Annotated in this window: 20 protein-coding genes and 2 tRNA genes; 11 read left to right on the top strand and 11 right to left on the bottom strand. The window is 72.0% G+C overall.

What is annotated here, in order from left to right; genetic code table 11:
* Positions 1 to 6 precede the first annotated feature (6 nt).
* The 11 genes from E1212_RS29865 to E1212_RS02300 all read right to left on the bottom strand — a co-directional run bounded on the left by E1212_RS29865 (position 7) and on the right by E1212_RS02300 (position 11367).
* Positions 7 to 1851 (bottom strand): glycosyl hydrolase family 28-related protein, encoded by a 1845-nt coding sequence (locus tag E1212_RS29865; RefSeq protein ID WP_203416229.1) that lies wholly within the window; start codon positions 1849 to 1851, stop codon positions 7 to 9.
* 79 nt (positions 1852 to 1930) lie between these two features.
* Positions 1931 to 3544, bottom strand: coding sequence for an FAD-dependent oxidoreductase (locus E1212_RS02345; protein ID WP_131978519.1), 1614 nt, complete (start codon positions 3542 to 3544; stop codon positions 1931 to 1933).
* Positions 3541 to 4374, bottom strand: coding sequence for an ATP-binding cassette domain-containing protein (locus E1212_RS02340; protein ID WP_203416227.1), 834 nt, complete (start codon positions 4372 to 4374; stop codon positions 3541 to 3543). The genes E1212_RS02345 and E1212_RS02340 overlap by 4 nt, the downstream gene beginning before the upstream one ends.
* A complete protein-coding gene (locus E1212_RS02335; protein WP_203416225.1) occupies positions 4371 to 5402 on the bottom strand; it encodes an ABC transporter ATP-binding protein in 1032 nt (343 codons plus the stop codon). Before E1212_RS02335 ends, E1212_RS02340 begins: the two co-directional genes overlap by 4 nt.
* Positions 5395 to 6924, bottom strand: coding sequence for an ABC transporter substrate-binding protein (locus E1212_RS02330; protein WP_131978513.1), 1530 nt, complete (start codon positions 6922 to 6924; stop codon positions 5395 to 5397). Before E1212_RS02330 ends, E1212_RS02335 begins: the two co-directional genes overlap by 8 nt.
* A 41-nt stretch (positions 6925 to 6965) precedes the next feature.
* The gene (locus E1212_RS02325; RefSeq protein ID WP_131978510.1) at positions 6966 to 7850 is read right to left on the bottom strand and encodes an ABC transporter permease; all 885 of its coding nucleotides are present in this window, start codon (positions 7848 to 7850) and stop codon (positions 6966 to 6968) included.
* On the bottom strand, positions 7847 to 8776 hold the full coding sequence (locus E1212_RS02320; protein ID WP_131978507.1) for an ABC transporter permease: 930 nt from the start codon (positions 8774 to 8776) through the stop codon (positions 7847 to 7849). Before E1212_RS02320 ends, E1212_RS02325 begins: the two co-directional genes overlap by 4 nt.
* Positions 8777 to 8810: 34 nt before the next feature.
* The gene (locus E1212_RS02315) at positions 8811 to 9875 is read right to left on the bottom strand and encodes a LacI family DNA-binding transcriptional regulator (protein ID WP_131978504.1); all 1065 of its coding nucleotides are present in this window, start codon (positions 9873 to 9875) and stop codon (positions 8811 to 8813) included.
* A 213-nt stretch (positions 9876 to 10088) separates the two neighbouring features.
* Positions 10089 to 10892 (bottom strand): alpha/beta hydrolase, encoded by an 804-nt coding sequence (locus tag E1212_RS02310; RefSeq protein WP_131978501.1) that lies wholly within the window; start codon positions 10890 to 10892, stop codon positions 10089 to 10091.
* Positions 10889 to 11098 carry a hypothetical protein gene (locus tag E1212_RS29860; RefSeq protein ID WP_203416221.1) on the bottom strand — a complete coding sequence of 70 codons (210 nt, stop codon included), beginning with the start codon at positions 11096 to 11098 and terminating at the stop codon, positions 10889 to 10891. The genes E1212_RS02310 and E1212_RS29860 overlap by 4 nt, the downstream gene beginning before the upstream one ends.
* 195 nt (positions 11099 to 11293) lie before the next feature.
* Positions 11294 to 11367, bottom strand: a tRNA-Gly gene (locus E1212_RS02300).
* Positions 11368 to 11430: 63 nt separating this feature from the next.
* Here E1212_RS02300 and E1212_RS02295 point away from each other — a divergent pair.
* The 11 genes from E1212_RS02295 to E1212_RS02245 all read left to right on the top strand — a co-directional run bounded on the left by E1212_RS02295 (position 11431) and on the right by E1212_RS02245 (position 26790).
* Positions 11431 to 11506, top strand: a tRNA-Pro gene (locus tag E1212_RS02295).
* A gap of 89 nt (positions 11507 to 11595) precedes the next feature.
* A complete protein-coding gene (gene tig, locus E1212_RS02290) occupies positions 11596 to 13053 on the top strand; it encodes a trigger factor (protein WP_131978498.1) in 1458 nt (485 codons plus the stop codon).
* 266 nt (positions 13054 to 13319) lie between these two features.
* Positions 13320 to 13922 carry an ATP-dependent Clp protease proteolytic subunit gene (locus E1212_RS02285; protein WP_131978637.1) on the top strand — a complete coding sequence of 201 codons (603 nt, stop codon included), beginning with the start codon at positions 13320 to 13322 and terminating at the stop codon, positions 13920 to 13922.
* A 55-nt stretch (positions 13923 to 13977) separates the two neighbouring features.
* A complete protein-coding gene (locus E1212_RS02280; protein WP_131978495.1) occupies positions 13978 to 14583 on the top strand; it encodes an ATP-dependent Clp protease proteolytic subunit in 606 nt (201 codons plus the stop codon).
* 222 nt (positions 14584 to 14805) lie between these two features.
* Positions 14806 to 16101: an ATP-dependent Clp protease ATP-binding subunit ClpX gene (clpX, locus tag E1212_RS02275; RefSeq protein ID WP_131978492.1), complete on the top strand. Its 1296-nt coding sequence runs from the start codon at positions 14806 to 14808 to the stop codon at positions 16099 to 16101.
* A 153-nt stretch (positions 16102 to 16254) separates the two neighbouring features.
* Positions 16255 to 17838 (top strand): N-acyl-D-amino-acid deacylase family protein, encoded by a 1584-nt coding sequence (locus E1212_RS02270; RefSeq protein WP_131978489.1) that lies wholly within the window; start codon positions 16255 to 16257, stop codon positions 17836 to 17838.
* A 127-nt stretch (positions 17839 to 17965) separates the two neighbouring features.
* Positions 17966 to 19576 carry an ABC transporter substrate-binding protein gene (locus E1212_RS02265; protein ID WP_162605262.1) on the top strand — a complete coding sequence of 537 codons (1611 nt, stop codon included), beginning with the start codon at positions 17966 to 17968 and terminating at the stop codon, positions 19574 to 19576.
* A gap of 77 nt (positions 19577 to 19653) precedes the next feature.
* The gene (locus E1212_RS02260; protein ID WP_420814346.1) at positions 19654 to 20604 is read left to right on the top strand and encodes an ABC transporter permease; all 951 of its coding nucleotides are present in this window, start codon (positions 19654 to 19656) and stop codon (positions 20602 to 20604) included.
* A complete protein-coding gene (locus E1212_RS02255; RefSeq protein WP_131978484.1) occupies positions 20604 to 22514 on the top strand; it encodes a dipeptide/oligopeptide/nickel ABC transporter permease/ATP-binding protein in 1911 nt (636 codons plus the stop codon). The genes E1212_RS02260 and E1212_RS02255 overlap by 1 nt, the downstream gene beginning before the upstream one ends.
* The gene (locus E1212_RS02250; protein ID WP_131978481.1) at positions 22511 to 23485 is read left to right on the top strand and encodes an oligopeptide/dipeptide ABC transporter ATP-binding protein; all 975 of its coding nucleotides are present in this window, start codon (positions 22511 to 22513) and stop codon (positions 23483 to 23485) included. Before E1212_RS02255 ends, E1212_RS02250 begins: the two co-directional genes overlap by 4 nt.
* Positions 23482 to 26790 carry a serine hydrolase gene (locus E1212_RS02245; RefSeq protein WP_131978478.1) on the top strand — a complete coding sequence of 1103 codons (3309 nt, stop codon included), beginning with the start codon at positions 23482 to 23484 and terminating at the stop codon, positions 26788 to 26790. The genes E1212_RS02250 and E1212_RS02245 overlap by 4 nt, the downstream gene beginning before the upstream one ends.
* The last annotated feature ends 115 nt before the right edge of the window (positions 26791 to 26905 follow it).

The raw sequence follows: 26905 nt of genomic DNA, 5'->3' as shown, positions 1-26905 counted from the left end.
CGCGTCTCAGGAGTTCCGGAGCGGTCCGCCCAGCGGCAGGCGGCGCCAGGTCGTGCCGTCCCCGACGGCGAGCACGCCGGCGCCGGTGGACCCGTCCTGCACCAGCGCGACCGCTCCGGCGGCCGGCTCCGGCAGGTCGGCGGCCGGGACGACGGTGAGCTGCAGGTTGTGCGCGTAGACGGTACGGACCTTCCGGTCAGCAGAGCCGATGTCGCGAGCGTTGTCGACGGACGGGATCAGGCCGTTGATGTCCACCCGCATGGACGCGACGGCGTTGGTGTCGTTCGTCGAGCAGAGCAGTTCGACCGCCGCCGCGCCGGAGGCGTTGGCCGGGACGACGCGAACACCGCCCTTCACCCCGGGGCCCGCACCGGTCGCCTGTTCCGAGGCGGCGACGAAGCTGCCGTACGCGTCGGTGCCGGGTTCGGGTGCAGCGGTCGCCCGGACCACGAGGGCGCCGTTCCTGGCAGCGGTGAGCTCGTGCTGGTTGGCGCCGACGCTGCGCCGCTCGATGTAGTTCTCGTCGCCGATCGCCTCGGCGTAGACGACGCCCGCGGTGTTGTCGAAGAGGTTCCCGACGATGGTGGAACCGCTCAGCGTCCCGATCACCCGCACCGGCGGGCCCCCGGCGACGGAGTTCGCTCCGAAGGCGTTCCCGATCACCGACAGGTCCGTGGCGTCGCCGTTGACGCGCACGGCAGCCCAGCGTTCCTCGGCGACGAGGTTCCAGTTGTCGAACGAGTTCGCCGAGACCGTGACCTCCGACGCCGCCCCGGCGAAGTAGACCGGCGACCCGTCGACCCAGTTGAAACTGTTGCCGGTGATGGTGACCTTGCGCGCGGCCGCCTCCGGCCGGAACTCGATGGCGTGTCGCGGCCGGGCGCCCCCACCCGGGTTGCCACCGCCCAGGACGTTCCCGGTGAAGGTGAGGTTCGAGCCACCGGACTTCACCGAGATCACCGCGGCGTCGGTGGCGTTGGTGGCGCCGTTCTCGACGACGTTGCCGGAGAAGGTGGAGTTGATGATGCCCCCGGTGAACAACCGCCGGCCGATGTCGAGAACGTTGTTCGCGATGATCGCGCCACGGAAGTTGTGCGCGTCGGCGCCGGTCGTTGTGATCGCGAAACTCATGCTGTGGAAGTGGTTGCCCTCGATCAACCACTTGCGCATCCCGTAGGGCAGCACGTGGACATTGCTTCCGGCGACCCCTGCGGTGGGCCACGAGATGTCGAGGCCCACGTCGCCGACCGCGACGAGGTTGTTGGTGAAGACCAGCCCGCGGCCGACGTGCTTCACCGCTGTGAAGAACTCGATGAAGGTGCACTCGGTGATGGTCGCGTCCATGTCGTCGGTGTTCGCAACGCCAACGGGCAGCGTGTCGTCGCGTGTGGTGTTGATGGCCACCGAGGTCGTCTGGCTCGCCGGGGTGACGAAGGCCAAGCCCCGGAACGCCGCCAGGGGCGCGGCGCACCGGATCCCCGTGCCGTTGAAGTCGACGTCGATGATGGATGTCCGCGACCCCATGGTCCCGGCGCCGGCGAGGACGATCCGGTTGAAGTTGGTCTCCTCCGTCTTCTCCACATCGGGGATCACGAGCGTGCGGGTGATGCGGTAGGTGCCGGGCGGGAAGTAGACGATCTTGTTCGGCTTGACCTGCTGGGCGTCGATGGCCTGCTGGACGGCATCGGTGTCGTCGGCGACGCCGTCACCGACGGCGCCGAAGTCCTGCGGGGTCGTCGCACCGGAGACGTCCACGGCGGGTGCTGCCTGCGCCTGCGTGCCGACCGCGCCCAGCGTCGCCGTGGCGACCCCCGCGATGCCCGCGGTGCGGAGGAGATGGCGCCTGTTCACGGGTGTGACCATGCTGCTGTGTCCCTTCGTTGGGTGGAGTAGCCGGTTCTCGTGCGGTGGGTCTGCATGCCGCGGACCGTCAGTAGCCCTTGACCTCGGGCCAGGCGAGCTCGAACCCGTCGGCGACGAGTTCGCTCTGGAAGCCCTCGAGCCGGCGGGCGTCGCCGCGTACCTGCTCGGGGGTGAGGGAGTTGACCAGGCAGTGGGCGGCCAGGGCGCCCGCGGCCTCACCGATGTTCCATTCGACCGGGTGCAGGCGGTAGCAGCCGTTGGTGATGTGGGTCGTCCCGAGGTTCTTCGCGGCGGCGATCAGGTTGCGCACCCGGATCGGCAGCAGGGCGCCGAGCGGGATCTGGAACGGGCTGCTGGGCACGTCGATGTAGTTGTCGCCGCCGGTCGACGGGTGCAGGTCGATCCGGTACATCCCGATGCCGACGGAGTCCGGGTACCGCACGGCACCGGCATCCCCGCGGACGGTCATCGACAGGTCCTGCTCGACGACGGTGGTGTGTGCCTTGATGCGGCGGGACTCCCGGATGTACGGCGCCATGGCCAGGCCGTCGGTCGTGCCCATGACGTCGGGCCGCAGCCGCAGACCCGGCCAGCCGGCGCCGCCGTCGGGACGGGGCGCCTCGGTCTGCAGCCAGTAGAGCATGCTCAGCGAGAGCTGCCGGGCGCCCTCCAGGTGCTTCGCGCGCTCGTCGTCGGAGACGCCGGCCAGCGGGCCGGGCAGATAGTCGATCATGGGCCAGTTGACGACGGTGATGTCGCTCGCGACGAAGCCGGGCTCGTACTGCTCCCGGGCGAGGATCCGGCGGAACAGCCACAGGTCGCGGTCGCCGGGGTCCTTGCTCTGGTCGGCCACCACCGGACCGGCGGGAGCGTGCGGCACGAACGTGCGCGTGAGCGGCTCCAGCGTCCGCGGGTCCGGGGCGGTGAGGCCGAGCAGCCGGTCCGGCCAGAATTCCGGCTGGTAGTCGCGCCAGAACCCGTACTGGTCAGGACGGTCGATCGTGTGGTCCTCACCCTCCAGATGCTCGACCGCGAACACCCACGAGAAGGCCTGCTGGTTGAGCGGCTGCGCCTCGCTCGGGGCGCTCGGTTCCCCGGTCTCGGACTGCGCCTCGAAGCCGATGCCGTGCTCGACCCCCGCCAGCGGCAGCAGGTCGCCGAGTTCGGTGGCGTCCAGGACGTACGACGCTTCGACGGTGCGCTCCACGCCGTCGCGGCCGGCGACGGTGACGGCGCCGACCCGGTCGCCGTCGGTATGGGCGGCGACGGGACGGTGGCCGGTCAGGATCCGCAGGGTGCCGGCGGATCGGTACGGGGCGAGCATGCCCTCGATCACGGACAGCGCGACCCGCGGCTCGTGGCACAGGCGGCTGACCCGGCCCAGACCGGGGTTCAGGTCGGCCTGGCGGTGCGCGGCCGCGGTCAGCGGGTACCAGGTGCGGTAGTAGTCGCGCACGCCGTCGCGGAACGCGCGATACGAGCGGGTGCAGCCGAACTGCTCGATCCACGGGTGCTCGTCCGGCGGGACGGCCTGGCTGGTGAGTTGCCCGCCGAGCCAGTCGCTCTCCTCCGTCACGGTCACCGAGCGCCCGCGTCGCAGCGCCGCCAGAGCCGCCGCGACCCCGCCCACACCTCCGCCGACGATCAGGATGTCGGTGCGGAGGCTCGCGTCTGTACTCACCTGGTCTGCTCCTGTGTGTACTCGAACCCGGCCCTCGTGCCTTCCAGGTCATGGGCGGCACTCAACAGCCCTCGGGTGTACGGATGGGCGGGCGCCGTGAACAGTTGGCCGGCCGTCGTGCACTCCACCAGCTCGCCCCTCTTCATCACCGCGACCCGGTCCGCGATCTGCCGCACGACCGCGAGGTCGTGGGTGATGAACAGGATCGACAGGTCATGGCTGCGCTGGAGGTCGACGAGGAGCCGCAGGATCTGCGACTGCACCGACACGTCCAGGGCCGACACCGCCTCGTCGCACACGAGCAGCCGCGGCCGCAGTGCCAGTGCCCGAGCGATGCTCACCCGCTGGCGCTGGCCGCCGGACAGCGCCGACGGGCGTCGGTCGGCGACGCCTGCGTCGAGGCCGACGTCGGCGAGCACGTTCAGCAGTGCCTGCCGGCGATCGCCCTTCGGCGCGACGGCGGGATGGACCTTCCAGGCCTCGCGGATGATCGCGCTGACGGTCATCCGCGGGTTCAGCGACGAGCCCGGGTCCTGGAACACCATCTGGATGGCACGCTGCAGCTCCGCGGGCCGCTTGTCGACGGGCCCGAGCGTCCGGCCCTCGTAGCTGATCGTGCCCGCCTGCGGCCGGACGAGCCCGAGCACACAGCGCGCGACGGTCGACTTCCCCGATCCGGACTCGCCGACCAGGGCCAGCGTCTCCCGGGCCCGGACCTCCAGGTCGACGCCGGCGACGGCCTGGACGATCGTCCGGCCACCGCGCAGCGACCGGCGGGGTCCGGGGAACGCGACCCTCAGGTCCCGGATCTGCAGCACAGGCGAACTCACGACTCCACCCTTTCGGCGAAGTGACACGCGCTGAACCGTCCGGGCTCGACCTCGCGCAGGACGGGCACGTCGGTGCGGCAGCGGTCCTGGGCCATCGGGCAGCGCGGATGGAACGCGCATCCGGCGGGCCGGTCGAACGGGTTGGCCGGGGCCCCCTGCAGTGGCTCGGCGATCGCCGACTTCGTGCTGACCGCCGGCACGTTGTGGGCCAGCGCCCGGGTGTACGGGTGCCGTGGATGCTCCAGCACCTCACGCGCCGGACCCCGTTCGGCGACCCGGCCCGCGTACATGACCACCACGACGTCGGCCACGTGCGCCATCACCCGCAGATCGTGGCTCACCAGGAGCATGGCCACACCCTCGCGGTCGCGCAGGTCCGCCAGCAGCCGGAGGATGCGCGCCTGCGTGGTGACGTCGAGTGCGGTCGTCGGCTCGTCGGCGATGATCAGCTGCGGCTCGCCGGCCAGCGCTGTCGCGATCATGACGCGCTGGCGCATGCCGCCGGACAGCTCGTGCGGGTACACGTCGATGCGCTGCTCCGGCTCCGGGATCCCGACGCGGTCCAGCAGTTCGAGCACCCGGGCGCGGACCTGCTGGCGCGGCATGCCGCCGCGCCGCAGGATCTCGCCGACCTGCTTTCCGATGGTCTCGATCGGGTTCAGCGCGGCCAGCGGGTCCTGGAAGATCACACCGATCTCCCGGCCGCGGACCTGCCGGATTCGGCGCGCGGCCGCGGTGAGGAGATCCTCGGACTTCCACGCGATGCGACCGGCGGTCTCGGCGCCGGGCGGCAGCAAGCCGACGATGGACATCGCGCTCATCGTCTTGCCGCTCCCGGACTCCCCGATGAGGCCGGTCGTGCTGCCGGCGTCCACCACGAAGGACACCCGGTCGAGGACGGTCCCGGTACCGGCACCCGCCGGCAGCACGACCTCGAGGTCCTCCACCTGGAGCAGAGGTGCTCCAGGTGCCGGAGCCGGGCCGGCCGCCGCCGGTGCCACTGCGGTGGGCGAGTGCTGGTCAGTCACCCGAGACCGCGACCTCGTCGAAGTACGGCAGGCCGTCGGGAACGGGCTCGAAGCCCTCGACGCTGGTCCGCCACGCGTACGGCTGCTCGACGAACATCGGGTACATGCCGACGGCGTCGTTCCAGATGATCTCGGTCGCCTGCGCGTACAGCTCCTCGCGCAGTGCCGTGTCGCTCGTCGAGCCGGCCTCGGCGAGGATCTGGTCGAGCTGCTCGTTGCAGTAGCCGGTGCGGTTGGCCGCGCACGTGTAGAGGCGGCCCAGGTTGGTCGCCGCGTCGAAGCCCTGCGTTCCGAGCTGCTGCAGGTTCATGTCCCAGTTCAGCGCCAGCAGGTCCTCGAGGAAGACCGCCTGCTCCTTCTCCAGCGGCTCCACGGTGACGCCGATCTCAGCCAGGTCCGAGACCACCGCGTCGACGAGGTTGCGGAAGTTGGCCTGCGAGAACTGCCACCGGATCACGGTGTTCTCGTAGTCGAAGCCGGCCGCGTCCAGTGCCGCCTTGGCCGCCTCCGGGTCGTACGGCACCGGCTCCTGCGGCGCGTACCCGAGGACCGCGGGGCTGATGACCGAGTCCGCCGGCGATCCGGTCTCCGGGTACAGCGATCCGATGATCGACTCGAAGTCGACCGCCTGCCACAGCGCCCGCCGTACCGCCGGGTCCTGCAGGGCGGGTGTGGAGCTGTTCATCCACATCGTGATGACGCCGGGGCTCGGGACGTTCTCGACGGTCAGGTCGGAGTCGGACTTCAGCGCCGCGATCTGGTCGTCGGGCATGCTCCAGGTGACGTCGACCTCGCCGGTCTGCAGCGCCGTCATGCGCGCCGCCACCTCGGGGATCGACTGGAACTCCAGAGTGTCCAGCGTCGGCTCGCCGTCCCAGTATCCCGGGTTCGGCGCGAGCTGGAGCGACGCTCCCGGCTCGAACGACTCCACGACGAACGGGCCGGACCCGATCGGATCCTGGAAGAACCCCTCCTCCGCGGCACCCTGCGGCGTCACGAAGAACGACGAGATCTTGCCGAGGAACGCCGCGTCCGGAGTCGGGGACGTGAAGACGACGGTCGACTCGTCGGGTGCGGCGACGGTGTACCCCCCGAAGTTGCCGGCCAGGGGACCTTCGCCGGCCAGGACCCGCTCGAACGACGCCACGACGTCGGCGGCCGTGACCGCGGTGCCGTCGGAGTACTCGACGCCCTCGCGCAGCGTGAAGGTCCACTCGGTCGTGTCGGCGTTGGGCTCCCACGACTCCGCCAGCTCGCCCTCGAACTCGCCCGGGCCGGTGCTGACGACGAGCTGGCTGAAGATCGCCCGAGCCGCCAGCTGGGTGCCGCCGTCCAGGCTCGCCGCCCCGTGAGGGTCGAGGTTCTCGATCGGAATCGGCCCGGCGACGGTCAGATCGCCGCCGGTCGCACCGGACTCGCCGGTCGGCGACGCCGGGTCGTCGGAGGAGCAGGCGGCCGCGGCCGTGAGCAGCGCGATGGTTCCTGCGAAGATCGAGAGTGAGCGCCGTGTGCGCATGGTCATGGCGGGAGTCCTTTCGTCGTTGGAAGTGAGACGCCGGCGCGCTAGTCCCGCTTGCGCGTGAACCGCCGGGTGAGCCTGTCGCCCACCAGCCCGATGCAGACGACCAGGACGGTGAGCGCGATTCCGGGGAAGACGGTGATCCACCACGCGGTGGCGAGGTGCTCCCGGCCGCCCGCGATGGCTTGACCCCACGACACGATGTGCGGGGGAAGACCGAGACCGAGGAAGCTGAGCGCGGCCTCGGACAGCACGGCCGATGCGAGCTCGATCGTGGCCAGCGCGACCACCGACCCGGTGAGGAACGGGACGATGTGCCGCTTGAGGGTGGCCGCCTTGGAGACGCCCATGATCCGGGCGGCGTCCACCCAGTCGCGTTCTCGGGTCGACATCGTGATGCTGCGCGACAGCCGCGCGAATCCGACCCAGCCGCCGACCGACAGGGCGATGATCACGACGTGCATGCCACGCTCGAGCAGACCGGCGATGACGATCGCGAGCAGGATGCCGGGGAACGCCATCAGCACGTCGATGGTCCGCGAGACGGCCGCGTCGGGCAGCCCGCCGGAGTACCCCGCGAGCGCGCCGAGCACGACACCGATCAGGCCGCACGCCGTGACGACGGCGATCCCGATGATGAACGACGTCCGTGCGCCGTACACGACCTGCGCGAGGACGTCTCGCCCCACGGCGTCGGTGCCGAGCCACGCGGTACCGGACTCCGTCGCCGAGCCCGGGGGCAGCAGGCGCTCGGTGACCTCGGTGGCCACCGGGTCGTAGTCGATCAGCAACGGGCCGATCGTCGCCGCGAGCACGTACAGGCCGATGATCACGTACGGAATCGCGGCGAGCGGCCGGCGGCGCCGGCGCCGGGCGGGCGGCGCGACCGGGCCGGGGGCCTCGGTGAGCAGGATGTCCGACTGGGTCATCGGCGCGCCTCCAGACGGATCCGCGGGTCGAGCTTGGCGTTGATGATGTCGGCGGCGAGGTTGAGGACGATCACGCACAGCGCGATCAGGACGGTGGCCGCCTGGACGACCGCGTAGTCGCGGTTCCCGACCGCGCTGACCAGCAGCGACCCGAGCCCGGGCCAGGCGAACACGGTCTCGATGATCACGGCGCCGCCGAGCAGCGTGCCGACCTGGAGACCGACGACGGTCACCACCGGGATGAGCGAGTTCTTCACGACGTGGCCGGTGAGCACCTGCGTTTCGGTGAGGCCCTTGGACCGGGCGGTCTGGACGAAGGCCTCGGACATCGTCTCGGCCACACCGCTGCGGGTCATGCGGGCCACCAGCGCGGTGAACGGGATCGCCAGCGTGACCGCCGGCAGCACGAGGTTGGCGAGACTGCCGCCGCCGGCGCTGGGGAGCACCTGCAGCTGCAGGGCGAAGATCAGGATGAACATGATGCCGACCCAGAACGGCGGCAGTGCCTGCATGCCGAGGGTGACCGTGGAGACGGCGCGGTCGAGGCCGCTCCCCGGCTTCTTGCCGGCGATGACGCCGAGGATCAGGCCGGCGACGATCGCGATGACGGTGGCGGCCAGAGTGAGCTCGGCGGTCGCCGGGAAGCGCTCGAGCACCTGATCCATGGCCGGGCGGCCGAAGCGATAGGAATCGCCGAAGTCGAGCCGCACGACGTCGCCGAGGTAGGACAGGTACTGGACGAGCAGCGGCTGGTCGAGGCCGAGCGTGTGCCGCAGGGCCGCGACCTCCGCCGCGCTCGCGTCCGGCCCGAGTGCCACCGTGGCCTGGTCGCCGGGAGCGAGCCTGACCACGATGAAGACGGCCGTGACGACACCCCAGATGGTGAGGAGGCCGATCGCCAGCCGCTTGACGATGAAATAGGTCACCGCGGCGGTCCCTTCGGCTGTGCGGGTTCCGGTGTCATGGCGTGACTCCTGCCGGCGGTTCGGCGATCGAGTCGCCGAGGATCGGCATGCAGGCGACGTTGAGCTGACGGGCTTCCCCGTCGTCGTTGTCCAGCAGGTCCAGCAGCAGCCGGACGGCCTCGCGGCCCATCTCCTCGCGGGGCAGCGAGAAGCGTGTCCAGTCGCGGGCGCCCTCGCCGAGGGGCGGGTCGCCGAGCAGCACCACCGAGCAGTCCTCGGGGATGCGGGCACCGGCCTCGGCGGCGGCCCGCTCGACCGCGGCGATCGTGGAGTCGTCCTCGCTCGGCTCCACCAGCAGGGCGGTGACACCGGCGGACAGCCACCCTCGCAGCAGCTCGCCCGTGATGGCGCCGGGATCGTCGACGGAGTGGACGACGCACGCGCCGGCGGGGATTCCCGCGTCGTCGAGTCCCAGCCGGAAACCCGCCTCGCGGTCGCGGGTGGGTTCCTGATCGCCGCTCAGCTTCAGGTAGGCGAGCCGCCGGTGACCGCGCTCGGTGAGCCCGCGGACCATGTCCCGAGTGGCGCCCACGTAGTCGGCGGCGACGTACGACAGCTCCTCGCCAGGGACCTCGCGGCGTCCGATGAACACGAACGGGAAATCCTCGTGGACGAGTTCGGCCAGGTCGTCGCGGTGCAGGTGGCGACCCAGGAGCACGCAGCCGTCGGCGACCTTCAGCCGGTTGACGCCGCCCGCGTAGATGCGCCGGGTACCGCCGGCCGTGGCCGAGCTGAACAGCAGCAGGTCGTAGCCGTAGCGAGCCGTCGCCTCCTCGACGCCGAGCAGGAACGGGAAGTAGAAGTCCCGCTGGTCCACGGGGAACACCGGCTCGAACGTGTACAGGCCGAGCATCCGCGTGCGTCCGCCCTTGAGCCTGCGCGCCGCGGCGTTGACGGTGTAGCCGAGCTCGGCCGCAGCCTGCAGCACCGCGCGGCGGGTCTTCTCGGCGACCTGGTCACTCGCCGCGCCACCACTGATGACCAGCGAAACCGTCCCCTGGGAGACGCCGACACGCTTGGCAATGTCCACCTGCGTGGGGCGCCGCCGTTGCGCTGCCATGGCTGTCCTTAATACGTATTGGTCGACCGATGGGCGCTCACGTTACGGACCGGTGACGCGCGTCGTCAAGAGCCTCGTGCGAAGACTCGCCGGGGTCGGCGGCTCGCGCCGGCCGCCGTGTCGCTGGATCGGCGCCCGCACCGAGGGCGTCACATCGGAAAACGCACCGAAGCACCCGCGACAGCCGCTGGCGCCGAAATCGAGACCCTTCGGCTAGGCCTTGTCGATGACGGTCCGCCGAATGAATCGGACCATTTCCCGTGTGGTCAGGTCGAAATAGTCGGCGTGCCCGTCAGCAGGCTGAGCGGTGACGTCACCTCGCGGGTTGAAGAACCCGTGCCGCTGGTCAGCGTACAGAACGATCTCCGCGTGACCGCCGCGGTGATTCACCTTCTCGACGAATTCCGCCGAATTATGATAATGCACGGCGGTGTCCGCCGTGCCGTGCATGACGAGCGCCGGCGGTGTCTTCTCGCTGACGTGATGCATCGGTGAGTAGCGACGGGCGTGGTCGTCATCGGCGAAATGCCGTCTGCCGAACCCGATCGGGAAATCACCGGTCGTGTCCGTGACGGGATTCAGGAGGACCAGTGCGGCCGGCCGATGAGCCGGATTCGTGTCCGGCAGGTCGAGCACGGCCGTCGCCAGGGCCAGGTGACCGCCCGCCGACCCGCCGATCGCCACGATGCGCCCGGCGTCGCACCCGAGCTCTCCGGACCGCTCGAAGACGGCGTTCATCGCCGCCAACGCGTCCGTGGTGGCCGCAACCGGACCCTCCGTGCGGTACTCGACCAGAACGGCGAGCATTCCCACAGCGTTGAGGCGGGCGGCCTGCGGCCGGAACTGCGTCCCCCCACGCACCCACCCACCACCGTGGTAGAAGACCGCCGTCGGCACCCGCGACCCGTTCGGTGCCGACGGTGCCGAGACGTGAAGGTGCAGAGTCCGGCCGCCCGCCGACGCGTAGGGGATCGCACGCGGGGCGGCCGCGGGATGGCCTGCGAGGTGACCGCTCACGACTCATCCGGCGTTGCGTAGCAGCGGCTGCGCATCACCGACGGCCGGTCCGGCTCGCGCACCCGGCCACGCGGGCCCATGACCCGCATGTTGCGGTGCCCGAAGGTGCCGGCCTCCGGCCCGTCCGGGTCGTCCGAGTCGTCCCGCGGCCGTCGTGCGCCGAGGTCGAGGTCGGCGGGGTCGGCCGCCTCGTACGACTCCGCCATGCCACCCTCCAGCGAACAATCCGGCGCCGCGACCACAGGCGCCGGTCGGTCAGGAAACCGCGGTGCTCACCGTATCGAGGTAGCCCGTGGCTCGGGATCTCGAGGGCTCGGGCCGCGGGGAGGCTCACTCGTCGGTACGGCGCCGGGGAGGCGCGCATCTCGAGGACGACCTGCCGGGTCGTGCCGGACTCGACGTGGAGCGGGTGACGGGAATCGAACCCGCATGACCAGCTTGGAAGGCTGGGGCTCTGCCATTGAGCTACACCCGCGCGGGGCCACGAGGCCCGCGGAACAGAGTACCCTGTGATCTGGCCTAGACTTGTCCGGGCACCCGGGGCGTAGCGTAGTGGCTAGCGCGCCTGCTTTGGGAGCAGGAGATCGCAGGTTCGAGTCCTGTCGCCCCGACCAGCCCGCCTTCGCAACACCGACAAGCACCACGCACACGCACGGCCGTTGCGATCGTGACCGACACCATCCCACACAGGAGACACGTCAGCGTGAAGAGCGTCGTCGAGACCCTCAACCCGACCAGGGTCCGGCTCGCGGTCGAGGTTCCCTTCGCCGAGCTTGAGTCGAACATCCAGTCCGCGTACAAGCGGATCGCCGCCCAGGTGACGGTGCCGGGGTTCCGCAAGGGCAAGGTCCCCCCGATGGTCATCGACCAGCGCATCGGGCGGCCGGCGGTGCTGGAGGAGGCCGTCAACGAGGCGATCCCGCAGATCTACCAGGACGCCATGCGCGAGAACGAGCTGACGCCGCTGGCGCAGCCCGAGATCGACTCGCCGTCGTTCGGTGAGGGCGAGGATCTCAAGTTCACCGCCGAGGTGACGGTCAAGCCGAAGATCACGCTGCCCGAGTGGGAGGGCCTGGAGGTCCAGGTCGACGACATCGAGGTCGGCGAGGCCGACATCACCGAGCGGCTCGACGTGCTGCGGGCGCGGTTCGGCACGCTGGTGACGGTCGAGCGGGCGGCCGCCGACGGCGACTTCGTGCAGATCGACCTCAACGCGACGAGCGACGGCGAGCCGGTCGACGGCGGCCAGGCGAGCGGCGTGTCGTACCAGGTCGGGCGCGGCGGCATGGTCGAAGGGCTCGACGAGGCCCTGGCCGGGCTGTCGGCGGGCGAGTCGAAGTCGTTCAAGACCACCCTGGTCGGCACGCACGACGGCGAAGAGGTCGACGTCGAGGTGACGGTGCACGCCGTCAAGGAGCAGCAGCTCCCCGAGCTCGACGACGAGTTCGCCCAGCTGGCCAGCGAGTTCGACACCCTCGACGAGCTGCGGGCCGACATCCGCGAGCAGTCGCTGAACGGCAAGCGCATCGAGCAGGCCATGGCCGCGCGCGACAAGGTGCTGGCGCAGCTCATCGAGAAGGCCGGCGACGTCCCGCTGCCCGAGGAGCTCATCACCGCGCAGGTCGAGGAGCACCTGGCCGACGGCCACGGCGACGACGACCACCGTGCCGAGTTCGAGAAGCAGCTGCGCGACAACCTCGCCCAGCAGTTCATCCTGGACGAGCTCGTGAAGTCCGAGAGCATCGAGGTCTCGCAGGACGAGCTCAGCTCGTACATCATCCAGCAGGCCATGCGCTCGCGCACCGACCCGAACCAGCTCGCCCAGCAGCTGGTCGACCAGGGCAACCTGCCCGCCGTCGTCGCCGATGTCGCGCGTGGCAAGGCGCTGGCCCTCGCCGTCGAGAAGGCCAAGGTCAGCGACGCCTCCGGCAACGCCGTCGAGCTGAACCGGCTGCGCGAGGACGGCACCCTGGCCGACCCGAACGAGGTCGGGGGAGTCGCCACCCCGGCGGTCGACGGCGACTTCGAGTTCGCCGAGCTCGACGAGACGGCCGGCGACGACACCGCGGCCGCCGACGAGACGGCCGGCGACGACACCGCCGCCGACGACACCGCGGCCGACGACACCGCGGCCGAGGCCGAGGACGAGACCAAGGCCTGACGGCCGGGCCGAGCAGAACGCAGGACCACGCAGATCAGGTGACCACGCCCACGGCTGGTCACCTGATCGCGTTTGTGCACCACACGAGGCCGCCGCGCACGCCGTGAGCGAACACCGGCCATGCGGCGGATGGTCGCCACGGCCTTTGTGGTTACTGTCGTTGGCACAACGAAGAAGACACACGAACCAACGGTCTCGACGACCAGTCAGCAAGCCCCAAGGAGATCACGGTGAGCACACGCCCCGAGACGTCGGGCCCGTCCCTCATTCAGGCCCACGCCCCAGCACCAGCCGTCGGTGGTCTGGACGACCACATCTACAACCGGCTGCTGAGAGAGCGCATCATCTTCCTCGGTTCCGAGGTCCGCGACGAGAACGCCAACGCCATCTGCGCGCAGCTGCTGCTGCTGGCGGCCGAGGACCCGAACCGCGACATCAACCTGTACATCAACTCGCCCGGCGGCTCGGTGTCCGCGGGCATGGCCATCTACGACACTATGCAGTTCGTCAAGCCCGACGTCGTCACGGTGGCGATGGGCTTCGCGGCGTCCATGGGCCAGTTCCTGCTGACGGCGGGAGCGCCCGGCAAGCGCTACGCCCTGCCGCACGCCCGCATCCTCATGCACCAGCCGTCCGGCGGCATGGGCGGCTCGGCCAGCGACATCCGCATCCAGGCCGAGGCCATGCTGCGCACCAAGCGCGAGATGGCCGAGCTGATCGCTCAGCACACCGGCCAGACGGTCGAGCGCATCGAGGCCGACTCCGACCGCGACCGCTACTTCACGCCGCAGGAGGCGCTCGAGTACGGCTTCGTCGACCACGTGGTCGAGAGCGCCTCGCAGGTCTCCCAGGGCGGCGGCACGGCCTGACGGCCGGCCGGCGCATCCCACAGGCGACAAGCGACCACCCGACAGAGGAGACCCAGTGAACTACTACATCCCGCAGTGGGAGGAGCGCACGTCCTACGGCTTCCGGCGGATCGACCCGTTCGGCAAGCTGTTCGAGGAGCGCATCATCTTCCTCGGCACCCCCATCACCGATGACGTCGCCAACGCCGTCATGGCGCAGCTGATCTGCCTCGAGTCGATGGAGCCCGACCGCGACATCGAGATCTACATCAACTCGCCCGGCGGCTCGTTCACGGCCATGACGACCATCTACGACACCATGCAGTTCATCAAGCCGGACGTCCGGACGGTGTGCATGGGCCAGGCGGCGTCCGCGGCGGCCGTGCTGCTGGCGGCCGGCGCTCCCGGCAAGCGGCTGGCGGTGCCGAACGCGCGCATCCTGATCCACCAGCCCTACACCGAGGGCACCTACGGCCAGGCCAGCGACATCGAGATCCAGGCGAACGAGATCCTGCGCATGCGGGCGCTGCTGGAGAAGATGCTCTCCGAGCACTCCGGCCGGAGCATCGACCAGGTGCGCAACGACATCGAGCGCGACAAGATCCTGACGACGCAGGAGGCCATCGACTACGGCCTCGTCGACAACTTCACCGCGTCGCGCAAGGCCAGCCTCGTCGGCTGACCTCGCACAGATCGGGCCCGGCGGCGACGCGCCGGGCCCGATCCGCTCTCCGGGTGCCCGTTTGCCCGCCGGACGTTGTAACGTCGAAGGCAACGCAGGGCTCGCGAGGGCCGGCGATACGCACGACGTCGATCCGCGACCAGGGCCCGGGACCAACGGCTCGCTCCGTGGATCCTCGGCCGCACGGCCGAGATCGCAGCTGTAGACGGAAGGACGTACCGCGTGGCACGCATCGGCGACGCTGACCACCTGCTCAAGTGCTCGTTCTGCGGTAAGAGCCAGAAGCAGGTCAAGAAGCTCATCGCAGGTCCCGGGGTCTACATCTGCGACGAGTGCATCGATCTCTGCAACGAGATCATCGAAGAGGAGCTCAGCGAGACCGCCGAGGCCGGCGGCCTGTCCGAGCTGCCGAAGCCGCGCGAGATCTACGAGTTCCTCGAGCAGTACGTCATCGGCCAGGACATCGCCAAGAAGGCGCTCTCCGTCGCCGTCTACAACCACTACAAGCGGGTCCAGGCGCGCCAGTCCGCCGCCGCCCGCGGCCACGGCAAGGACGACGCCGTCGAGCTGTCGAAGTCGAACATCCTGCTCATCGGCCCCACGGGCTGTGGCAAGACCTACCTGGCGCAGACGCTGGCGAAGATGCTGAACGTGCCGTTCGCCATCGCCGACGCCACCGCACTGACCGAGGCCGGTTACGTCGGTGAGGATGTCGAGAACATCCTGCTGAAGCTGATCCAGGCCGCGGACTACGACGTGAAGAAGGCCGAGACCGGCATCATCTACATCGACGAGGTCGACAAGATCGCCCGCAAGAGCGAGAACCCGTCGATCACCCGCGACGTGTCCGGCGAGGGGGTGCAGCAGGCGCTGCTGAAGATCCTCGAGGGCACGACGGCGTCGGTGCCGCCCCAGGGCGGGCGCAAGCACCCGCACCAGGAGTTCATCCAGATCGACACCACCAACGTGCTGTTCATCGTGGGTGGCGCGTTCGCCGGACTCGACGACATCATCCAGGGCCGCATCGGCAAGCGCGGGCTCGGCTTCGGCGCGCAGATCCAGTCCAAGGCCGAGCGCGACTCGGTGAACACCTTCGGCGAGGTCATGCCGGAGGATCTGCTGAAGTTCGGGCTGATCCCGGAGTTCATCGGCCGGCTCCCGGTCATCACGACGGTGTCGCCGCTGGACCGGGCGGCGCTGATCCGGATCCTGTCCGAGCCGCGGAACGCGCTGGTGAAGCAGTATCAGCGGCTGTTCGAGCTCGACCACGTCGAGCTGGAGTTCACCGACGACGCCACCGAGGCGGTCGCCGACCTGGCGCTGCTGCGCGGCACCGGCGCGCGCGGGCTGCGGGCGATCCTCGAAGAGGTGCTGTTGCACGTCATGTACGAGGTCCCGTCGCGCGAGGACGTCGCCCGCGTGGTCATCACCCGCGACGTGGTCGACGCCAACGTGCTGCCGACGCTGGTCCCGCGCGAGGGCCCGCGCAAACGCGAGCGTCGCGAGAAGTCCGCCTGACGCCCTGAGGGGCATGCGAGAACGCGGGCGACGGGGGCCGGAGGTCCCCTGAGTCCTCGGTCCCGGCGTTGATCTTCGCATGACCCGGCTCCTGCGGACGAGATTGGCCGATCCGACGAAGACGTCGCAACGGCCCTGCGATTGACTCCGCCCATGACTGACACCCTGGTCCTGCGCGGCGGCACCGTGTTCGACGGCCTCGGCTCACCCGGCGTGGTGGCCGACGTCGTGATCGCCGACGGCGTCGTCCGTGCGGTCGCGCCGGGCGCGGCCACGAGCGGCGACACCGCCGGCGCGCGCACCGTCGACTGCACCGGCCTCCACGTCGCCCCCGGCTTCGTCGACGCCCACTCGCACAGCGACATGGTCCCGCTGATGGACGACCCGCAGCCGTTCAAGCTGCTGCAGGGCGTCACGACCGAGATCGCCGGCAACTGCGGGTTCAGCTTCGCGCCGCTCGACCAGGTGTCGTCGGCCGTCGTCGACGCGATGTACGGCGAGCTGGCCTGCACCATCCCCTCGCCGGCCGGCTCGTTCGCGGCCTTCCTCGACCTCGTCGAGCAGCACGGCCCGACCAACCACCTGGCCTACCTGGTGGGCCACCACACGCTGCGGCTCACCGCCAACGGCGCCGGCGACGAGCTGCGCCCCGGCGCGCTGGAGCGCATGCGAGACCTCGCCGCCGAGGCGTTCCGGGCCGGCGCCGTCGGCTTCTCGACCGGTCTCATCTACCCGCCGGGCTGCTTCGCCGATCGCGCGGAGCTCGAGGCGATCGCCCGCGTGGCCGGCGCCTACGGGCGCACCTACGCCACCCACATGCGCGACGAGGGCCGCCACGTCGAGGACGCCATCGACGAGGCCGTCGCCGTTGCGCTGGCCGGCGGCATCCGGCTGCAGATCTCACACTGCAAGGCCGCCGGCCGGGCCGCCCACGGCAAGAGCGCGGCCCTCCTCGACCGCATCGCGGCGGCACGGCTGGCCGGCGTCGACGTCATGGGCGACCAGTACCCGTACCTCGCCGGCGGCACGGTGCTGCTCGCGCTGCTGCCCAACCGCGCGGCCGAGGGCGGCGCCACGGCGATGACCGCCCGGCTGGCCGACCCCGCCTACCGGATCGCGCTGCAGGCCGACGCCGAGCGCGCCGACCCCGGCGACGGCATGTGGGGCAGCACCACGCCCGCGCAGGTCATCGTCACCGGCCACCGCGACCCGGACGCCGTCGGCCGCACCGTCGCCGACCTCGCCGAACAGCGGGGCCAGGCCGAGAACCCGTTCGACACCCTCTGCGACCTCGTCGCCGACGACCCCACCGCCATGATCGTCGTCGAGATGATGGCCGAGCCGGACGTGCAGGCCATCATGGCCAGCCCGCTGGTCGGCATCGGCTCGGACAACGGCCCGCCGATCGGACTGCAGCACCCGCGCACGTACGGCTGCTTCCCGCGGCTGCTGGGCACCTACGTGCGCGAGCAGCAGGTGCTCACGTGGGAGGAGGCGATCCGCAAGGCGACGTCGCTGGTCGCCCGGCAGTTCGGGCTGGCCGGGCGGGGTGTGCTGCTGCCCGGCGCGCACGCCGACATCACCGTCTTCGACCCGGACCGCATCGGCCACGCCGGCACCTACACCACGCCGGACGTGACTCCGGAGGGCATCGAGACCGTCGTCCTCGGCGGCCGGGTGGTCGTCGACGGCGGCACCTTCAGCGGTGAGCGGGCCGGGCGGGTCCTCCGCGCCTGACCGCATGTGCTCGCCGTCCGTCCACCCCGACGAGTTCTGCCGCCGGGGGTCGTCGGATCGGACAAAGACGTGAGCCGGGCCACGGCGCGAGGCTGTGCGGATCACCGCTCTCCCGAAGGAGATGGTCATGCGCATCGGCCCGAAGGTCGCGTTCGCCGCGGCCCTGACACTGCTCCTCGCGGCGTGCGGCGGCTCCGACGGCGACAGCGCCGGCGGGCCGGGCGCGTCGGGCGGGGACGCCGAGCCCGTCGTCGACGGCACGTTCACCTACGCCGTCGCCGCCGATCCGGGCAACCTGCACCCGCATCTGACCGTGCTGGCGGCGACGCGCGCCGTCGACGCCTACCTGTACGACAAGCTCGTCTACTTCACCGTCGAGGGTGAGGCGCTGCCGTGGCTGGCGGAGTCGTGGGAGGCCACGCCCGACACCGTCACCTACACCCTGCGCGACGGCATCACCTGTTCCGACGGCACCCCGCTGACGGCCAGCGTCGTGGCGGCGAACTTCCAGTTCGTGGTCGACGAGGCCAACGTGTCGCCGCTGCGGGGCGTGATGGTCCCGGCCGAGCTGACCGCGACCGCCGACGACGCCGCCCGCACCGTCACCATCACCGTGCCCACGCCGGACCCGTTCCTGCTGCAGAGCACCGGCGACGTCTTCATCGCCTGCCAGGCCGGCCTGGACGACCCGTCGCTGCTGGAGGAGGCCGGCATCGGCACGGGCATGTTCGAGCTGACCGAGGTCGTCCGCGACGACCACTACACGTTCCAGCGCCGCGACGACTACGCGTGGGGGCCCGACGGCCGGGCGGCCGCCGACCCCGGCACCCCGGCGACGGTGAACATCCGTGTCGTCGCGAACGAGTCGACGGCGGCGAACCTGCTGCTCTCGGGCGAGCTGAACGCGGCGTCGGTCGTCGGGCCGGACCGGCAGCGGCTGGAGGAGAGCTACGAGCAGGTCACGCTGCGGGCGATCGTCGGCGAGCTGTTCTTCAACCAGGCCGCCGGCAATCCCGGCGCCGACGACGCCGTCCGCGCGGCGCTGGCTCAGGCGCTGGACTTCGAGGAGCTCATGTCGGTGATCACCGGCGGCTACGGGGCGCGGTCCGAGGCGCTGGCCATCATCGACCCGGTCGCCTGTCGCTATGACGCCGTCGACGGCAACCTGCCGGAGCAGGACACCGAGGCGGCCGCCACGGCCCTGGACGAGGCGGGCTGGACGGCGGGCTCGGACGGTGTGCGGGCCAAGGACGGCGCCCCGCTGCAGCTCGAACTGATCTACAACAGCACCCGAGGCGACACGACGGCCGCCGCGGCCGAGCTGATCGCCTCGACCTGGACCGACCTCGGGGTGGCCGCCACCACCCGCGGGCTGCCGCCGACGGAGTACAACGAGGTGGTCTTCGGCACGGGGGCGTGGGGCGCGGCGCTGCTGCCGGTCAACCTGCGGCTGCCCAGCCAGATCGTGCCGTTCCTGTCCGGCCCGGCGCCGGCCGACGGCGGGGTCAACCTCGCCTCGATCGACAACCCGGCGTACACCGCGGCCGTCGCCGAGGCGATGACGCTGCCGGGCCAGGAGGGCTGCGCCACCTGGCAGGAGGCCGAGGAGGCGCTGTTCGCCGAGTACGACGTGCTGCCCTTCGCCGACGAGACCATCCCGACCTTCCTCGACGGCGCCACCGTGGAACCCGGAGGCGACGGCCCGATCCCGGCGACGATCCGGCTGACGGCCTCGTGACGACGACGCCAGTCACCCCGCCCACCGCCCCGGTCACTCCCTCGGCCGCGCCGGCCACCTCGGCCGTCGCGGCGTGGGTGGGCAACCCGTGGGCGCGGTTCCTGCTGCGCCGGACGGGACGGCTGCTGGTGTCGCTGGCCGTGCTGGTGACGCTGGCGTTCCTGATGATCCACCTGATCCCGGGCGACCCGGTGCGGGCGGCGCTCGGCGTCACCGCGCCGCCGGACCTGGTGGAGGCGCGGCGCGAGGCACTCGGGCTGAACGACCCGATCGGCGTGCAGTTAGCGGACTACGTGCGGGCGCTCTTCGCCGGCGATCTCGGCACCTCGATGACCTCCGGGGTGTCGGTGTCGGAGACGATCGGGCAGCGGCTGCCGGCGACGGCGAGCCTGGCGGTGGCCGCGTTCGTGGTCGTCATGCTGGCCGCCGTCCCGCTGGGCCTGGCCATGGCCGTGCTGACCCGGGGCGGGCGCCGGCGCGGCGCCGAGCTGGGCTTCACGTCCACCAGCGCGGTGGGCGCGGCGATCCCGGAGTTCCTGCTCGCCGTCGGCCTGGTGTTCGTGTTCGGCGTGACGCTCGGCTGGTTCCCGGTGGCCGGGCGCGGCGACGCGGCGTCGTACGTGCTGCCGGTCGTGGCACTGGCGCTCGGGCCGGCGCTGCTGATGGCCCGCATCGTCCGGGTCGAGGCGCTCGCCGTCATGGACGAGGACTTCGTCCGCACCGCACGGGCGAAACGACTGCCGCCGCTGCGGGTGCATCTGCGCCACGTGTTCCCGAACGCGCTGACCTCGACGCTGACCATCGGCGGGCTGCTGCTCAGCGGCATGATCGTCGGCACCGTCCTGGTCGAGAACGTGTTCGCCTGGCCGGGCATGGGGATGACGATCGTCTCGTCGATCCTCGCCAAGGACTACCCCGTCGTGCAGGGCATCGTGCTGGTCTACGGCGCCGCGGTGCTGCTGGTGAACCTCGTCGTCGACGTGCTGCTGGCGCTCGCCGACCCGCGCTCGACGATCCGGGAGGGCTGATGGGGCGGGACCAGTGGCGGGCGGCGCTGCGCAACCCCGTCGGCGCGGCCGCGGCGGGGCTGCTCGTGCTGCTGGCGGTCCTCGCGGTCGTCGCGCCGATCCTGTGGGGCGACGCCGCCGAGGAGACCGACCCGGCGGCGCTGTCGCAGGGCTCGACCTCTGAGCACCCGCTGGGCACCGACGCGCTGGGCCGCGACATCATGCTGCGGGTCCTGGTGGCGACGCGGTACTCGCTCGGCCTGGCCCTGCTGGCCACGGCGATCTGCGTGGTCGCCGGCGTGCTCCTGGGCGTGCTGCCGGCGGTGCTCGGACGGCGGGCGGGCCGGCTGGTGACCGGGACGGTGAACCTGGCGGTCGCGTTCCCCGGCCTGCTGCTCGCCCTGTTCTTCGCGGTGATCTTCGGGGTGGGCGCCCGAGGGGCGGTGCTGGCGATCGGCCTGGCCGGCGCGCCGTCGTTCGCCCGGCTGGTGCAGACGAACGTGGCGGCGGTGTCCGGACGGGACTTCGTGGCGGCCGCACGGCTGGCCGGCGTGGGACGGTTCCGGCTGGTCGCGCGGCACCTGCTGCCGAACATCGGCGAGCCGCTGGTCGTGAACGCCACGGTCATGGCCGGCAGCGCACTGCTGGCGTTCGCCGGGCTGTCCTTCCTGGGCCTGGGCGTGCAGCCGCCGGCCTACGACTGGGGCCGGCTGCTCGGCGAGGGCCTGGACCGCATCTACATCAACCCGGCCGCGGCGCTGGCCCCCGGCGTCGCCGTCGTGGTCGCCGGGCTCGCCTTCACCCTGCTCGGCGAGTCGATCGCGCAGGTCGTGGGGGTGCGTGCGGTACGACGGCGCAGGCCTCCCGTCGGTGATCAGGCGGCGGCTGCGGCAGCCGCGGGCTCCGCCCCGGAGACGCCTGGCGACACGGTGCTCGTCGCCGACGACCTCCGTGTCGGGTTCCCCGCGCCGCGCGGCGGGTGGACGTACCCCGTCGACGGGGTCGGCCTCACCGTCCGCCCCGGCGAGACCGTGGGCATCGTGGGGGAGTCCGGCTCCGGCAAGAGCCTCACCGCGCTCGCCGTCGCCCAGCTGGCGCCGGACACCGCGGACGTGACGGCGGCCCGGCTCGAGGTGGCCGGGGTCGAGCCGCGGGGACGGCCCGAGTCCGAGGTGCGCGAGCTGCTCGGCACCAAGGTGGCCATGGTGTTCCAGGACCCGATGACCTCGTTCAACCCGTCGATGCGGGTCGGCACCCAGCTGGCCGAGGTGACCCGGGTGCACGAGGGCCAGGGCCGCCGGGCCGCGCTCGCCCGCGCCGTCGACCGGCTGCGCACCGTCCGGGTGCCGGCGCCGGAGCGGCGGGCGCACCAGTACCCACACGAGTTCTCCGGCGGCATGCGCCAGCGCGCGATGGTCGCGATGGGCCTGATGAGCACGCCGGAGCTGATCATCGCCGACGAGCCGACCACCGCGCTCGACGTCACGGTGCAGCGCCAGGTGCTGCGGCTGCTGAAGGACGTGCAGGCCGAGACCGGCGCCGCCGTCGTGCTGATCTCGCACGACATCGCCGTCGTCGCCCAGCTCTGCGAGCGGGTCGTGGTCATGTACGCCGGCCGCGTGGTGGAGGAGCTGCCGGTCGGGCAGCTGGGCGCGGCCGCGCACCCGTACACCCGCGCGCTGCTGGCGTCGGTGCCGGACCTCGCGACGGATCGCGAGCGGCCGCTGGCCACGATTCCGGGCCGTCCGCCGGACCCCGCCGACCGGCCCGAGGGCTGCGCGTTCGCCCCGCGCTGCGCGTTCGCCGACGACGCCTGCCGGGTCCGGCCGGGCCTCGCCGCCGTCGCCCCCGAGCAGCGCGCCGCCTGCTGGCACCCGCGCTCGCAGCCGCTGGACCTGGTGCTGGACGTCCTTTCAGGAGGCCGGTCATGAGAGAGCTGTCGTTCGAGGGCACGACCGTCCGCTTCGGCTCGGGCCGGTCCGCGCTGACCGCCGTCGACGGCGTCGATCTGACGGTTCCCGCCGGGTCGGTCGTGGGGCTGGTCGGCGAGTCCGGGTCGGGCAAGTCGACGCTGGCCAAGGCCGCTGTCGGGCTGGTCCCGACGACGTCGGGGGAGATCCGGCTGGACGGCGCCCCGCTGCGGACCCGCCGCGACCGCCGTCGCCTGCAGCTGGTCTTCCAGGACCCGCACGCCTCGCTCGACCCGCGGATGACCGTCGGCGAGTCGATCGCCGAGGCGCTGCGCGGCCGCCGACGCAGCGCCCGGGCCGCCGAGGTGGCCCGGCTGCTCGAGCTGGTCGACCTCGATCCGGCCCGCGCGCGGTCGCTGCCGTCGGGGCTGTCCGGCGGCCAGCGGCAGCGGGTGGCGCTGGCCCGCGCGCTGGCCGCCGAGCCCGAGGTGGTGCTGGCCGACGAGATCACGTCCGCGCTGGACGTCTCGGTGCAGGGATCGGTGCTCAACCTGGTCCGCGACCTGCAGCGCCGGCTCGGGCTGACGATCCTGTTCATCTCGCACAACCTCTCGGTCGTGCGCTACGTCAGCGACGTCATCGCCGTCATGTACCTGGGGCGGATCGTCGAGGCCGGCCCGGCCGACGCCGTCCTCTCCTCGCCGCGGCATCCGTACACCCGGACGCTGCTGGACGCCGCCCCGGCGTTCGGCGTGGCGCTGGACGACCCCGTCCCCGCCGACGACCCGCGCCTGGACACCGAGGCGCCGTCGCCGCACGACCCGCCCACGGGCTGCCGGTTCCACCGCCGCTGCCCGATCGGCCCGCTGACCCGGCCGGAGCGCACGATCTGCGCCGAGACCGACCCGCAGCCCGGCGCGCCGGACCGGCCGCACCGGTCCGCCTGCCACTTCGCGTCCGAAACCCTCACCCTGGAGGTGCCGGCCCGATGACCCCTGACGATGTCCTGGCCCTGACCGTCCCCGCTGAGCCGGCCCTGTCGCCCGACGGCTCGCGGGTCGCCTACGTGCTGAAGGGCAGCGACGCCGAGGCCGACGAGAACGTGTCGTCGCTCTGGCTGGTGCCGGTGGACGGGGGCGAGCCGCGGCGGCTCACGCACGGCCGCGCCGACGCCTCGCCCGCGTGGTCGCCGGACGGGTCGTCGCTGGCGTTCCTGCGCGCCGCCGACGGGCCACCGCAGCTCTGGCTGCTGCCGCTGTCCGGCGGCGAGCCGGTGGCGCTGACCGACCTGCCGAAGGGCGCCGGCGCGCCCGTGTGGAGCCCTGACGGCACCCGCATCGCGTTCACGGCCGCCGTCGACACCACGGGGCAGAAGGACACCGACCCGATCGTCGCCGACCGGCTCGGCTACAAGGCCGACGGCGCCGGGCTGCTGCGCGGGCTGCGCCAGCATGTGCACGTGGCCGACGTGGCGACCGGCGCCGTCACGCAGCTGACCGAGGGCGACTGGAGCGCCGGGCCGGTCGCCTGGTCGCCGGACGGCTCGCGGCTCGCGTTCCCAGCGGCCACGGCCCCGGACACCGACCTCACGGGCGAGTCCTACGTCTATGTGTTGCCGGCCGAGGGCGGGCCGCTGGGCGAGACCGTCGGAGAGCTGCGCGCCGCCGGCCCGGTGACGTGGACCCGGGACGGCGGCGCGCTGCTGGTGGTGGGCCAGCGACAGGTCGCCGTGGCGCACCACCGGCTGTGCCGGGTCCCGCTGGACGGCGGCCCGGCCGTCGACCTCACCGCGGACCTGGACCGCAACGTCATGCCCGGCGGGCCCGGCTACCCCGGCGGGCTGCCCCAGCTCGCGGGCGACGGCGACACCGTCGTGTTCTGTGCCCGCGACCGCGGCTGCACGCACGTGTACACCGTCGACGCCGGCGGGGGACCGGTGCGGCCCCTGCTCGGCGGCGCGGGCCGGGTCGTGTCGGGGCTCTCCGTGGCGGGTGCGCACGCTGCCGTCGTCGTCGCGGGGCCGGGGTCGTACGGCGAGATCGCGCTGGTCGACGTCGCGACCGGTGCCGAGACGACGCTGACCGCGCACTCGCCGCGGGGCCTGGACCTGCCGGTCGCCGAGGAGCGCGTCTTCACCGTCTCCGACGGCACCGAGGTGCACGGCTGGCTGCTGCGCCCGTCGTCGGCCGCGAGCGACGACGGGCGCGGGCCGGCGCCGCTGCTGCTCGACATCCACGGCGGCCCGCACAACGCCTGGAGCCCGGTGCCCGACGTCGGCCACTCCTACCACCAGCTGCTGGTTCGGCAGGGCTGGTCGGTGCTGCTGCTCAACCCGCGGGCCAGCGACGGCTACGGCGAGGCCTTCTTCGCCGCCGCCGTGGGGCAGTGGGGGCTGGCCGACGAGCGCGACTTCCTGGAGCCGCTGGACCAGCTGGTCGCCGAGGGCGTCGCCGACCCGGCCCGCCTCGCCGTCACCGGGTACAGCTACGGCGGCTACATGACCTGCTGGCTGACCGGCCGCACCGGCCGGTTCGCCGCGGCGATCCCCGGCGGCGTGCTGACCGACATCACGAGCTTCGCCGGCACGTCCGATGCCGGGCACCACCTCGCCGCGTACGAGACCGCCGTCCCGTTCTCCGACCCCGCGGGCGCAGCCGCGCAGTCGCCGTACACCCATGTCGCGCAGGTGACGACGCCGTCGCTGATCCTGCACGGACTGAACGACGACCGGTGCCCGCCGGGGCAGGCCGAGCAGTGGTTCGCCGCGCTGCGCGCCCGCGGCGTGCCGGCCCGGCTGGTGCTCTACCCGGGCGCGTCGCACCTGTTCATCCTCGCCGGACGCCCGTCGCACCGGCTCGACTACGCCCGCCGCATCGTCGACTGGGTCACCCAGTACACGTCGAAGAAGGAGCACGCGATGACCACATCCGCCACGACCCTGGACCGCGACCACTGGCAGCAGCGGCTGAACGAGCTGGCCGAGCGCTACCGCGTCCCCGGCGCGACGCTGGGCATCGCCCGCGGCGACGAGACCCTGGAGCTGGCGTACGGCGTCACGAACGTCGAGACCGGCGTCGAGGTCACCACCGACACGCTGTTCCAGATCGGCTCCATCAGCAAGGTGTGGACGGCGAGCGTGGTCCTGGCGCTGGTCGACGCCGGCAAGCTGTCGCTCGACGAGCCCGTCGTCACGTACCTGCCCGAGCTGACGCTGGCCGACCCCGACGCCACCGCGCGGGTCACCATGCGGCACCTGCTCACGCACACCAGCGGCATCGACGGCGACTTCTTCCTCGACACCGGCCGCGGCGACGACTGCCTGGAGAAGTACGTCGCGGCGCTGGCCGGGCTGCCGCTGAACCACCCGCTGGGCGCGACGTGGTCCTACTGCAACTCCGGGTTCACGCTGGCCGGCCGGGTCATCGAGAAGCTCACCGGCCAGGTCTGGGACGCCGCGATGCGCGACCTGCTCTACGCGCCGCTCGGGCTGCCGCGGACGGTGACGCTGCCGGACGACGCGCTGCTGCACCGGACCGCCGTCGGGCACGTCCACGAGGACGACGAGCCGTTCCGCCGGGCGTCGGTCTGGGTGCTGCCGCGCTCGGCCGGGCCCGCCGGCCTGATCGCGTCGACCGTCGCCGACGTGCTCGCGTTCGCCCGCATGCACCTGGCCGGCGGCGTGGCCGCCGACGGCACCCGCGTGCTGGCCGCCGACACCGTCGCCGCCATGCAGGCCGAGCAGGTGCAGCTGCCCGACCCGTACACCCTGGCCGACTCGTGGGGGCTCGGCTGGTTCCGCCTGGACTGGAACGGCACCCGGCTGATCGGCCACGACGGCAACACCATCGGCCAGTCCGCGTTCCTGCGGGTACTGCCGGAGCAGGGTGTGGCCGTCACGATGCTGACCAACGGCGGGCACACCCGCGACCTCTACGAGACGCTGATCCGCGAGATCGTCCGCGACGTCGCCGGCGTCGAGATGGCCGCGCCGCTCACCCCGCCCGCCGAGCCGGTCGCCGTCGATCTGACCCCGCACGTCGGGACGTACGAGCGCGCCAGCGTCCGGCTCGACGTCTGGCAGGCCGAGACCGGGCCGAAGCTGCGGATCACCAGCACCGCCCAGCTCGCCGGCCTCGACGAGGAGCCGAAGGAGCTGGACCTCGTGCCGGTGCGCGACGGCCTCTACCTGACCCGGCTGCCCGGCAACGAGACCTGGATGCCGGTGACGTTCTACGCGCTCGCCGACGGGACGCCGTACGTCCACCTCGGGGTCCGCGCGACACCGAAGGTCGCCTGACGCAGTGGGGGGCGTGGACGAGGAGGGCATGACCCGCCCGGATCGGGTGGGATCCCACCCTACGGGCGGGCACCGACAAGGCCTCATCCTGGGATTTCGGGACGATGATGTGAGG

The organism is Jiangella ureilytica (assembly GCF_004348545.1).
In the GTDB taxonomy this organism is placed as follows: Bacteria; Actinomycetota; Actinomycetes; order Jiangellales; family Jiangellaceae; genus Jiangella; species Jiangella ureilytica.
This window is presented reverse-complemented; position numbering and strand designations above follow the sequence as displayed.